The sequence below is a fragment of the Lysinibacillus sp. FN11 genome, from assembly GCF_024628845.1.
GTDB lineage: Bacteria > Bacillota > Bacilli > Bacillales_A > Planococcaceae > Lysinibacillus > Lysinibacillus capsici.
Window position 1 is genome coordinate 536749 of the sequence record NZ_CP102383.1, and the last position, 12375, is coordinate 549123.

Below are 12375 nucleotides of genomic sequence, written 5' to 3' on the forward strand. Positions count from 1 at the left end.
AGTAAGAGTCGTGAATAACGACTCTTTTTTATTGTGGCTGTGGAGTTTGTAGTATACGAAAAACTTAAGTGAAATTAATTATTTTTATATAGCCATGCCTTTGGGCTAGGAGATATTTCACGCCCTGAGGCAGAAGAAATGGCGGACATCTTACGTGATGCAGGTATTACGATTGTGACGAGTGTCCCCCTCCGTAGAAAGTTTCCACCTGTTGGTTTATTACACAGTTAAGGGGTACGCGTTGCAATTGGCTGTGACAATATCTTTGATGTTTGGTCCCCATTTGGTAACGGAGATTTATTAGAACGAGCTGGTCGTTTGGCAAAAAGCTCAGGCTGGGGAGATGAACGCTCATTAGCCCAAACCCTTCCATTTATTACAGGGGGAAAAACCCCACTCAATCAAGCAGGTGAGCAAACATGGCCAAAAGTGGGGGATAATGCAAATATGGTGTTTGTGGAGGCTTCTTGCTCTGCTGAAGCAATTGCTCGAAGATCTCTACGTAAGGCAACTATATTCAATGGGAAATTTGTCTCTAGTACGATTTAAAGCATAATTTATTGAAAGAGTGGTTTCTATATATTGGGTATTATTGCTCTTTTGTTCAATTTGTTCTTTGTTAAAAGAATTCAGTAGCTTCCTAAACTAAAAGCTTAATCATATCCAACTGTATCCAAGTATCATTACACAATCAGGATACAGTTTTTCTACGTCTTTCAAAAACAAAGGAATATATTAGAGACTAAGAGAAACAAATGAAATTATAGTCGATTCTTGTTATAATATAGGAAAGATGGCAACTGCTTATCGGGCTTTAACTACTCAGGGCTTACGTCTAGATTAGTTTAAATGTGGATTTTTATAAAAAAACTGAGAAATCCTGTTGAATGATAAATTTTAAGAGCGCAAGTAGTCGTTAGTAAACAGGCGTGAAAAAGCGTTTTTTAGAGAGGTGGATTTCATGACACAACCAATTCTGAACGATGAGCAAAAACTGTGGAATCGCTGGATACATGAGCGTGATCCAGATGCTGGCGATTTACTTATAAAAAAATACATTTCTTTAGTATCTTATCATGTCCAACGTATTGGTGCAGGTCTGCCAAAAAGCGTATCACGAGACGATTTAACGAGCTTAGGGATGGTAGGACTTTTTGATGCATTAAATAAATTTGACATTAACAGAGATTTAAAATTTGATACATATGCTTCGTTTAGAGTAAGAGGAGCTATCATTGATGGTTTACGAAAAGAAGACTGGTTACCACGGTCAGCGCGTGAAAAAGCAAAAAAATTAGATGCACAAATTGAACAACTAGAACAAAAATATATGCGTCATGTAACACCTGAGGAACTTGCGGAGCATATGGAAGTATCTGTTGAAGATGTCTATCAAACTGTGCAAGAGCATTTTTTTTCAAATGTTCTTTCTATTAATGAACAACAAGACCAAGAAGAAACAGATGGCAAGTCTTTTGTCATACGAGACGATACAACAAAAACACCTGAGCAAGCTATCATTAAATCAGAGTTGTTAGATGATCTTGCGGAAAATATTCAGAAACTCAATGAAAAAGAACAGCTTGTCCTTAGTCTATTTTACACGGAGGAGTTAACTTTGACAGAAATTGGTGAAATGCTTGAACTATCAACCTCTCGTATTTCACAAATTCATTCAAAAGCGCTATTAAAGCTACGAAAGCTATTATCTAGTGAAATGATTAATGCGTAAATATCCTTGAGGGAGAGATTCCAATGAGTTTAAAAGGTGTCGAGTTACAGATTGCTATTCCAAAAACATTTGAAGCAGGAAAAATGGCGGATCAGGCACAGCAGCAAGTATTGGCTCAGCAAGCACATGCAAATGAAGCATTAAAAAAAGAAGTAGAGCGCAAGCAAAAAATTGTCAACACATCAGAAGGTATGGATGAAATTAGTGAGGATGAAGATGCGGGTGGTGAGTATTTAACAGGGATTCATAAAAAGAAAAAAAAGGATCAACAAGAAAAACAGGCACAACATCCGTTTAAAGGGAATTTCGTGGATTTTAGTGGATAGGAGTTTACAATGACAACCATTCTAATAGCGGTGCTATTCTTTTTACAGCTCATTTCATTTTACTTTCTTATCATTTTAAATACAAAGTTAGCAAAGTTTAAAGATTTGGAAAAGAAGCAAGAACGATTAATGAGGGAAATGGACGACACCATTAGTGTGTATTTAACTGAAATGAAAGATGAAAATGACCGTCTTATTAAAGAGCTACAAAATGTCTCTCAGTCAGAAATAGCTGCTAGTAGCTTGCAGCAAACGGAACAATATATGACACCTCAGGAGCAGCCATCTTTGCCAGTAGTACACGAGGTGAAAAGTGATAGTTCTCTATCTTTAGAGAAGGATGCTCGTATCTATGTACCTAAAAATATAGTCGCAAATGCTTATTCACGTCAGCAACATACAGGCTCGAAAATGGTGAAAACAGCTCCACCTCTAAAAGTGGAGGAGCAAAAAGAAGCTGAAAAATTGCTGACAGTGGAACAACAGGTTCTAGAATTAGCAAAGCAGGGAAAATCACCAGAGGAAATAGCGAAACAACTGCAAAAGGGTAAAACAGAAATCGAGCTTTTACTGAAATTCCATCACTAAATTGTTGCGAATCGTTCAAAGCTATGATATAGTTGCAAATGGTGTTATTACTACACACGCATTTTGATGCAGTAAGTGGTGCTCTAAGCTTAGGGTAGCTTGTTGTAGATGATAAATGCGGAGGATAAAAACCAAAATATTAGGAGGAAATTCACATGTCAGTAATTTCTATGAAACAATTACTTGAAGCTGGTGTACATTTTGGTCACCAAACTCGTCGTTGGAACCCAAAAATGAAGAAATATATCTTCGTTGAACGTAACGGGATCTACATCATCGACTTACAAAAAACTGTTAAAAAATTAGAGGAAGCTTATGACTTCATGCGTCAAGTTGGTCAAGATGGTGGTAAAGTTCTTTTCGTTGGTACGAAAAAACAAGCACAAGAAGCGATCAAAGATGAAGCTGAACGTTCAGGCAACTACTACATCAACCAACGTTGGTTAGGTGGTACTCTTACAAACTTCGGTACAATTCAAAAACGTGTTGCACGTATGAAACAAATCGAAAAAATGGAAGAAGAAGGAACTTTCGAAGTTCTTCCTAAAAAAGAAGTAATCCAACTTAAAAAAGAACACGAACGTCTAATCAAATTCTTAGGCGGTATCCGTGATATGCACGATCTTCCAGACGTAATGTTCGTGGTTGACCCACGTAAAGAACGCATTGCGGTTGCAGAAGCTCGTAAATTAAACATCCCTCTAGTAGGTATTGTTGATACTAACTGTGATCCAGATGAAATCGACTACGTAATCCCTGCTAATGATGATGCTATTCGCGCTGTTAAACTTTTAACTGCTAAAATGGCCGACGCTTTAATCGAGTCAAAACAAGGTGAAGAAGAAGCTCCAGCTGTAGAAGCTGCTGCTGAGTAATTCACGTTTACAAAAAGGTGATAAGTGGCTCAAAACCCTTATCACCTTTTTTAGAACCTATCATTAAATTATGTTCAACCAATTTGAGGAGGAAACACTAAATGGCAAACATTACTGCACAATTAGTAAAAGAATTACGTGAAAAAACTGGCGCTGGTATGATGGATTGTAAAAAAGCGTTAGTACAAACTGATGGCGACTTAGAAGCAGCTATCGACTTCCTACGTGAAAAAGGTCTTTCTTCAGCTGCTAAAAAAGCTGACCGTATCGCTGCAGAAGGTACTACTTACATTTTAGAACAAGGTAACGAAGCAATCATCCTTGAAGTAAATGCTGAAACTGACTTTGTTGCGAAAAACGACAAATTCCAAGTATTAGTGGCATCTTTAGCTGAGCAATTACTTGCTGCTAAACCTGCTTCAGTTGAAGCTGCTTTAGAGCTTGCAAATGCTGAAGGCGTAAAAATTGTAGATCAAATCTCATCTGCTATTGCAACAATTGGAGAAAAAATTACACTTCGTCGTTTCGAAATTAAAACAAAATCTGATGCAGATGCATTCGGTTCATACTTACACATGGGCGGTCGTATCGGTGTGTTAGTAACTTTAGAAGGTTCTACTGATGCAGCAGCTGCTAAAGATGTTGCTATGCACATTGCAGCAATAAACCCAACTTATGTTTCTCGCGATGAAGTTTCTGCTGAGGAAGTTGAACGTGAGCGTAAAGTATTAACTGAACAAGCTCTTAACGAAGGTAAACCAGAAAACATCGTTGCAAAAATGGTTGAAGGCCGTCTTGGTAAATATTTCGAAGATGTTTGCTTACTTGACCAAACTTTCGTTAAAAACTCAGATCAAAAAGTACGTGATTTTGTAGCTTCAACTGGTGGTTCTGTAAACGGCTTTGTACGTTACGCTGTTGGTGAAGGTATCGAAAAACGTGAAGATAACTTTGCAGAAGAAGTAATGAGCCAAGTTAAAGGTAACTAATTTAGCTTGCATTTGATTCTAATCAAATAATATCTAGATTATCTAGACAAAAAAATGGGGAGCACAACATAGCGTGTTCCCTATTTTTCCGAAGTGAATGAAAAATTGAAGATAATTTTCTATTCTGCCTTATTCACAACTAGTAATTATTGTTAGATATACTATAATGGAAAAGAGAATAGGGATGTTTTAAATAAAGTCTTACGGAGGTTTACAATGAGTGTACCGCAATATAAACGAGTAGTTATTAAACTAAGTGGTGAAGCGTTAGCTGGAGAAGCGGGCTTCGGTTTATCACCAAAAATAATCAAGTCTGTTGCAGAAGAAGTAAAAGAAGTAGTAGATCTTGATGTAGAAGTTGCTGTTGTTGTAGGTGGCGGTAATATATGGCGTGGGAAAATAGGTAGTGAAATGGGAATGGATCGTGCTGCTGCGGACTACATGGGCATGCTGGCAACCGTAATGAACTCCCTAGCTTTACAAGATGCACTTGAAAAATTAGGCATTGAAACACGTGTTCAATCTTCTATTGTGATGACTCAAGTAGCGGAGCCATACATTCGTCGTAAAGCAGTTAGACATCTTGAGAAAAAGCGTGTCGTTATCTTTGCAGCAGGGACAGGTAATCCGTTCTTCTCTACTGATACGACTGCCGCATTACGAGCAGCAGAAATTGATGCTGATGCAATTTTAATGGCTAAAAACAATGTCGATGGCGTTTATTCAGCGGATCCTAAAGTGGATGAAACAGCCATTAAATATGATACACTCACATACTTAGACGTTATCCAACAAGGCTTACAAGTAATGGATTCAACGGCTTCAACTTTATGTATGGATAACGATATCCCGCTAATTGTTTTCTCAATTACGGAGCCGGGTAACATTAAACGTGCTGTACAAGGCGAAAAAATCGGAACAGTTGTTAGGAGGAATGTATAATGGCTAAACAAGTTTTAGAACAAGCTAAAGAAAAAATGAACAAAACAATCGCAGCTTTCTCACGCGAACTAGCATCTATTCGTGCAGGTCGTGCGAACGCATCTCTATTAGATCGTATTTCGGTTGATTACTATGGAGCAGCAACACCAATTAACCAACTTGCGGGTGTTTCTATACCTGAAGCTCGTTTATTAGTAATTACACCTTACGATAAATCAATTTTAGGTGATATTGAAAAAGCAATTATGAAATCAGATATTGGTATCACACCAACAAATGATGGTTCTGTCATTCGTCTTATGATTCCTGCTTTAACAGAAGAGCGTCGTAAAGATCTAGTAAAACAAGTGAAAAAAGAAGCGGAAGATGCAAAAATTGCTGTACGTAATGTTCGTCGTGATGCAAATGATGATTTGAAAAAACTTGAAAAAGCTGGCGAAATCACAGAAGACGATCTACGTGGCTATGGAGAAGATATTCAAAAGTTAACAGATGAATTCATTGTGAAAGTAGATCAAGTAGCGAAAGATAAAGAAAAAGAAATTTTAGAGGTGTAAATAAACCTTTTACACGTCTATGATGGAACTTTTTGATGAGATGAAGGCGTCCTATACTTAACAGGACGTCTTTTCTCTTTATTATTCATAGCCAAATTGCTTACTCAAATAGAGAGCATGCATGAATGTGAAAAGGTCATTAATGATACAATCAATTATTATTTAACAAACTCATTCTTTAATATGTGTATAGTTCTAAAATAAGCTAGTACATACATAGTCAATTTAGAGGGAAAAAAAAGACAAAAGGCGCTTTTGTTTGATATGATAGGTTAGTATACGTCCGATTAGTTGTAGTGGGGGAGTTAGCATGTTTAAAAAGCTATTAGGTAAACAAATAAATATGGATACACTATCATTGGAGGAGCGTGTGGCCCTAGCTAAAAGCGAGCCGATTCCTGCCCATGTAGCGATTATTATGGACGGAAATGGACGTTGGGCGAAGAAAAGAGCTATGCCACGTGTGGCTGGTCATCATGAAGGAATGAAGACGGTGCGTAAGGTGACGAGATTTGCGTCAGACCTGGGTATTAAAGTCTTAACTGTCTATGCATTTTCCACTGAAAATTGGAAGAGACCAAAACCTGAGGTAGATTTTCTTATGCGGCTACCTGTTGAATTTTTAGGTTCCTTTTTACCAGAAATGATGGAGCGTAATGTACGTGTCGAAATGATTGGAGACCCATCTTTATTACCTGCCCATACACAAAAAGCGTTGTATGAGGCAATGGAAGAAACGAAGCATAATACAGGGCTTATTTTAAACTTTGCGCTGAATTATGGTAGTCGTTCTGAAATGGTCAATGCCATGAAAATGATGCTTCAAAAAGTGCAGGACGGTCAATTAACGATGCAAGACATAACAGAAGATTGCTTAACATCTCATTTAATGACAGCTCATTTACCTGAGCCAGATCTTTTAATTCGTACAAGTGGTGAAGTGCGATTAAGTAACTTTATGCTATGGCAGCTCGCCTATACAGAATTTTGGTTTACAGATACATTGTGGCCAGATTTTAGTGAGGAAAACTTACTCGAAGCGGTGGAAAACTATCAGAAACGTAATCGCCGTTACGGTGGGTTGAAGGGAGAAGAAACAACTTGAAACAACGAATTATTACCGCAATAATTGCAGCAGCACTTTTCATTCCATTCGTTATTTATGGAAAAGTACCATTTGCCATACTTGTGCTAGCAATGGCTATTGTCGGTTTTTATGAAATACTTAAGATGAAAGGTATTTCCATCTTTTCTGTGCCTGGCTTCTTAGGACTGATCACTTTAATTTTACTCGTTATCCCGAAGGACTGGAGTGAAAGGGTTGTAGAATTAATAGGCTATTCGTCTAATCTAATGGTAGTCTATGGTCTAATGATGCTACTTCTTATTTACGTGGTTTTAGTAAAAAATAAAATTACTTTTGACGAAGTTGGCTTTATTTTATTAGGCGCATTTTATGTGGGATTAGGATTCCATTATCTAATTGAAACTAGAAATGTTGGATTAGAGTATGTTGTCTATTGCTTATTAGTTGTTTGGACAACGGATTCGGGTGCATATTTTGTAGGTAGAAAATTCGGGAAAAATAAGTTATGGCCAGAAATTTCACCTAAAAAAACGATCGAAGGCTTTATAGGTGGAATAGTCATCGCTGTTATTTTTGCAGTATGTATGCAACTCATTTACCCATTCGCAAATGGTTATATATCACTTATTTTTGTAACGATTTTTGCCTCAATTGTTGGTCAAATGGGCGATTTGGTAGAATCTGCTATTAAACGTCACTTTGATGTAAAAGATTCAGGCAATATTTTACCAGGGCATGGGGGAATTTTAGATCGCTTTGATAGTCTATTATTTGTCGTGCCTCTACTTCATTTTTTACATTTATTTGGTAATTGATTGTATAGGAAAAGACATTTTGCTAAATCATTTGCTTAGATAGAAAAAGGGGACAATTTGTTGTGAAAAAAATTAGTTTATTAGGTGCAACTGGTTCAATTGGTTGGCAAACCTACGATATCTTAAAAGAACAACGTGATGCTTTTCAATTAGTAGCTTTTTCATCAGGAAAGAACTTAGAGAAAACGCGAGAAATGATTGAAACATTAAAGCCCGAATTAGTTTCTGTGCAATTAGAAGAAGACGCACTAACACTAGCTAAAGAGTTTCCAAATATCCAATTTACGTTTGGAGCAAAAGGACTTGTAGAGGTCGCAACACATCCAGATTCAACTGTACTTGTCAATGCTGTGCTCGGAAGTGTAGGCCTTGAATCAACATTAGCAGCCATTCGTATGGGCAAAACGATTGCTATTGCTAATAAAGAAACGCTTGTAACTGCTGGTCATTTAGTGATGGCAGAGGCCAAAAAATACAATGTAGCCATCTTGCCTGTAGATAGTGAGCACTCTGCCATCTTCCAATCGATGAATGGTGAGAATCCGAAAAATATTGAACGTTTGATTATTACCGCTTCTGGTGGTAGCTTCCGTGATAAAACCCGAGAACAATTAAAACACGTGACGGTTGCAGATGCACTGAATCATCCGAACTGGTCTATGGGTGCAAAGATTACGATAGATTCCGCTACAATGATGAATAAGGGATTAGAAGTCATTGAAGCACATGTTTTATTTGATATGCCGTATGATAAAATAGATGTACTTTTGCATAGAGAAAGTATTATTCACTCTCTAGTTGAGTATCATGATACTAGTGTTATTGCTCAGCTAGGTACACCAGATATGCGTGTGCCAATCCAATATGCTTTAAGCTACCCAGACCGTATACCATTACAAAATGGTCAGCGACTAAATTTAGCGCAAATTGGTCAACTACATTTTCAAGAGATGGACTTTGAGCGATACCCTGCTTTGCGTTTAGCGTATGAGGCTGGTCGTATGGGTGGTACGATTCTGACAGCGATGAATGCAGCAAACGAAGCGGCAGTTGCAGCCTTTTTACAAGGGAAAATCACATTCCTTGAAATTGATGAGACGATTGAACGTGTGATGCAGGCACACCAAAACATTGCAGTACCAGATTTACAAACCATATTACATGTGGATAGTGAGACAAGAAAAATAGTGTTAGACATGGTAAAATAACGAAAGCACTGTATCGTTAACTAATCGCTATTAAAGGTGGGGTATTATGCAAACAGCCATTGCATTTATATTAATATTTGGTATGCTCGTCTTCTTCCATGAACTTGGACATTTCTTATTCGCCAAACGTGCAGGTATCTTAGTACGTGAATTTGCGATCGGAATGGGTCCCAAAATTTATGGAAAAACGCATGGAGAAACAATGTATACTATTCGATTATTACCAATCGGGGGATACGTACGGATGGCCGGCGAGGATATGGATGGCACGGAATTACAGCCAGGCTACCGAATAGGGCTTATTGTGAATGAGGATAATGTTGTTAAAAAAATTATTTTCAATCAAAATAATAAGCAGTTACCAGATTTATTATTTTTAGAAGTTGAACGCGCCGATTTAGAGAAGGAGTTATTTGTAGAGGGTTATGATGAAGAAGAACGTCTAGTTCGTTATCAAGTAGCTAGAGACTGTGTGCTTGTGGAAAATGGTCGTGAACTTGTCATTGCACCACACGATCGTCAATTTAATGCAAAGACAGTTGGCCAACGAGCAATGACTATCTTTGCAGGCCCTTTGTTTAACTTTATTCTCGCGTTTGTGATTTATTTAGTGATTGGATTGATCCATGGTGTTCCAACATACGAGCCAATTATCACGGAAGTAGTAGAGAATGATCCAGCTGCACAGGCAGGGATGCTGGCAGGAGATAGAGTAACAGCTATTAACGGACAAGTAGTTGAAAAATGGCAAGATTTAGCTGCAATCGTTCAAGATCATCCAAACGAAGATATTGCCGTGACAGTTGAACGAAATGGACAATCAGTGAACTTAAATATGACTGTTAAGGAAATCCAGCAGGATGGCGAGAAATATGGTCAAATAGGTGTACGCTATGAAAGTCCAAGAGAATTTAACCCATTAAAGGCAGTTGTATATGGAGCTCAGGAAACCTATAATATGACTGTGAAAATATTTGAACTATTAGGTATGCTAATTACCGGTAAGTTCACAATAGACGCACTTTCAGGTCCTGTAGGTATTTATAAAGCAACAGAGCAAGTTGCCCAATATGGTATTATGAACTTAATGAATTGGGCCGCAATGCTAAGTATTAACTTAGGAATTATGAACCTACTTCCATTACCAGCACTTGACGGTGGCCGTTTATTATTCTTTGGCTTTGAAGCTTTACGTGGTAAACCAATTGACCGTCAAAAAGAAGGTATTGTACATTTTGTAGGAATCGTCCTACTCATGATTCTAATGGTGGTTGTTACATGGAACGATATACAACGATTTTTCTTTTAATTCATTTACAGTTAAATGAAATTTGATTTCCTAGCTTTGAGCGCAATTTCGATGAAACATTGCGCTCAAAGCTAAATTTGTTTATGCTATTGAGAGTATAAACTTATCTATTGAAAAAGGTGGAACACTGAATGAAGCAAAGTAAAACATTTATCCCAACGTTACGTGAAGTACCTGCTGATGCTGAGGTAAAATCACATAAGCAATTACTACGTGCAGGGTTTATTCGTCAAAATACAAGTGGGGTATACTCGTATTTACCGCTTGCAAAACGTGTACTAACAAAAATTGAAACAATTATTCGAGAAGAAATGGAAGCTATCAACTCCATTGAGCTACTAATGCCATCTCTACAATCTGCCGAGCTATGGCAGGAATCAGGTCGCTGGGAAAAATATGGACCTGAATTAATGCGCTTAAAAGACCGACATGACCGTGATTTTGCATTAGGGCCAACACATGAAGAAGTCATAACAACTTTAGTCCGTGATGAAATTAAATCATATAAAAAATTACCGCTAACATTGTATCAAATTCAAACGAAATTCCGTGATGAAAAACGTCCTCGCTTTGGCTTACTAAGAGGAAGAGAATTTATCATGAAGGATGCTTATTCTTTCCATGCGTCACGTGAAAGTTTAGATGAAACATATGAAGATATGTATCGTGCTTATTCTAATATTTTCTCCCGCCTCGGCTTAAACTACCGTGCTGTTATTGCAGATGCAGGTTCGATTGGCGGTAAAGGAACACATGAATTTATGGTACTTTCTGAAATCGGGGAAGATACAATTGCGTACTCAGATACTTCTGATTATGCAGCAAATATCGAAATGGCTGAAGTAATTGTTGACTATCAACCATCTGATGAAGCTTTAAAAGATGTAGAAAAAGTAGCAACTCCAGAGCAAAAAACAATTGAAGATGTTTCAGCATTCTTAAAAGTAGAACCTGCTAATGTCATCAAATCTCTAGTTTTTGATGTAGATGGAGAGCTTGTAGTAGTCCTTGCACGTGGGGATCATGAAATTAATGATATCAAATTGAAAAATGCACTTGATGCAGGATCTGTGGAACTTGCAAGTGAAGCAGCGATTCAAGAATTATTAGGATGTGGCATTGGCTCAATTGGTCCAGTGAAATTACCAGTAGACGTAAAAGTAGTAGCAGACCATGCTATTAAATCTATCCGTAATGGTATTGCAGGTGCCAACGAAGATGGATTCCATTTAGTCAATGTTAACCCAGAGCGTGATTTTGCAGTTAATGACTATTTAGATATTCGTTTTATTCAAGAGGGAGACCCTTCTCCAGATGGACAAGGAAACATTAAATTTGCAGAAGGTATCGAGGTTGGTCATATTTTCAAATTAGGTACTACATACTCTGCTAAAATGAATGGTACTTTCTTAGATGAGCAAGGTAAGGCTCAACCATTTATTATGGGGTGCTATGGTATTGGTGTTTCTCGTATTCTAGCTGCTGTAGCGGAGCACTTCCAAGATGACAATGGCTTTACATGGCCAACACAATTAGCGCCATATGATATTCATGTTGTGCCAGTTAACACAAAAGATGAGGCACAAGTGACATTAGCGGAGGAGCTTTATGGCTTATTAAAATCATACCGTTATGATGTGTTACTAGATGATCGTCCTGAACGTGCGGGTGTAAAATTCGCTGATGCTGATTTAATTGGTCTACCTGTTCGAGTAACGGTTGGTAAAAAAGCAACAGAAGGTATTGTAGAAGTGAAATTCCGTCAAACAGGTGAAACATTTGAATGGAAAAAAGAAGAAGTAATTGATCGTCTGAATGAATTTTTCCGTAAAAATTAATGACGAGCTAAAAATTGGTGATAATTAGAATTTGATGCTTTTAATAGAGGCTTTCGTATAATTTTGATAAGATAGATATAAATAATTCGCGACACTTCTGCGGGACAGT

Annotated in this window: 12 protein-coding genes and 1 pseudogene; all 13 read left to right on the forward strand. The window is 37.6% G+C overall.

The window, feature by feature from the left end; translation table 11 throughout:
- Window positions 1-90 precede the first annotated feature (90 nt).
- Window positions 91-549: pseudogene (locus tag NP781_RS02495) on the forward strand (amidohydrolase family protein); the annotation flags it as partial.
- A gap of 412 nt (window positions 550-961) precedes the next feature.
- Window positions 962-1732, forward strand: a complete 771-nt coding sequence (locus NP781_RS02500) for a FliA/WhiG family RNA polymerase sigma factor (RefSeq protein WP_036080567.1) — start codon at window positions 962-964, stop codon at window positions 1730-1732.
- Between the two features lie 23 nt (window positions 1733-1755).
- Entirely contained in the window at window positions 1756-2058 is a 303-nt protein-coding gene (locus NP781_RS02505) for a hypothetical protein (protein WP_004269264.1), read from the forward strand.
- A 9-nt stretch (window positions 2059-2067) separates the two neighbouring features.
- The gene (locus tag NP781_RS02510) at window positions 2068-2646 is read left to right on the forward strand and encodes a hypothetical protein (RefSeq protein ID WP_221682751.1); all 579 of its coding nucleotides are present in this window, start codon (window positions 2068-2070) and stop codon (window positions 2644-2646) included.
- Window positions 2647-2801: 155 nt separating this feature from the next.
- Window positions 2802-3521: a 30S ribosomal protein S2 gene (gene rpsB / locus NP781_RS02515; protein ID WP_004269262.1), complete on the forward strand. Its 720-nt coding sequence runs from the start codon at window positions 2802-2804 to the stop codon at window positions 3519-3521.
- Window positions 3522-3622: 101 nt separating this feature from the next.
- Window positions 3623-4510 carry a translation elongation factor Ts gene (gene tsf / locus NP781_RS02520; protein WP_131521886.1) on the forward strand — a complete coding sequence of 296 codons (888 nt, stop codon included), beginning with the start codon at window positions 3623-3625 and terminating at the stop codon, window positions 4508-4510.
- A 216-nt stretch (window positions 4511-4726) separates the two neighbouring features.
- Window positions 4727-5452, forward strand: a complete 726-nt coding sequence (gene pyrH, locus NP781_RS02525) for a UMP kinase (RefSeq protein WP_004269260.1) — start codon at window positions 4727-4729, stop codon at window positions 5450-5452.
- The gene (frr, locus tag NP781_RS02530; RefSeq protein ID WP_004269259.1) at window positions 5452-6009 is read left to right on the forward strand and encodes a ribosome recycling factor; all 558 of its coding nucleotides are present in this window, start codon (window positions 5452-5454) and stop codon (window positions 6007-6009) included. The genes pyrH and frr overlap by 1 nt, the downstream gene beginning before the upstream one ends.
- Before the next feature lie 310 nt (window positions 6010-6319).
- Window positions 6320-7114, forward strand: coding sequence for an undecaprenyl pyrophosphate synthase (locus tag NP781_RS02535; RefSeq protein ID WP_004269258.1), 795 nt, complete (start codon window positions 6320-6322; stop codon window positions 7112-7114).
- Complete coding sequence (locus tag NP781_RS02540) at window positions 7111-7911, forward strand: phosphatidate cytidylyltransferase (RefSeq protein ID WP_221682750.1); 801 nt, start codon at window positions 7111-7113, stop codon at window positions 7909-7911. The genes NP781_RS02535 and NP781_RS02540 overlap by 4 nt, the downstream gene beginning before the upstream one ends.
- Before the next feature lie 62 nt (window positions 7912-7973).
- Window positions 7974-9119 carry a 1-deoxy-D-xylulose-5-phosphate reductoisomerase gene (dxr, locus tag NP781_RS02545; RefSeq protein ID WP_221682749.1) on the forward strand — a complete coding sequence of 382 codons (1146 nt, stop codon included), beginning with the start codon at window positions 7974-7976 and terminating at the stop codon, window positions 9117-9119.
- A 46-nt stretch (window positions 9120-9165) separates the two neighbouring features.
- A complete protein-coding gene (gene rseP, locus NP781_RS02550; RefSeq protein WP_221682748.1) occupies window positions 9166-10428 on the forward strand; it encodes an RIP metalloprotease RseP in 1263 nt (420 codons plus the stop codon).
- A 131-nt stretch (window positions 10429-10559) separates the two neighbouring features.
- Entirely contained in the window at window positions 10560-12266 is a 1707-nt protein-coding gene (locus NP781_RS02555) for a proline--tRNA ligase (protein WP_221682747.1), read from the forward strand.
- Window positions 12267-12375 lie beyond the last annotated feature (109 nt).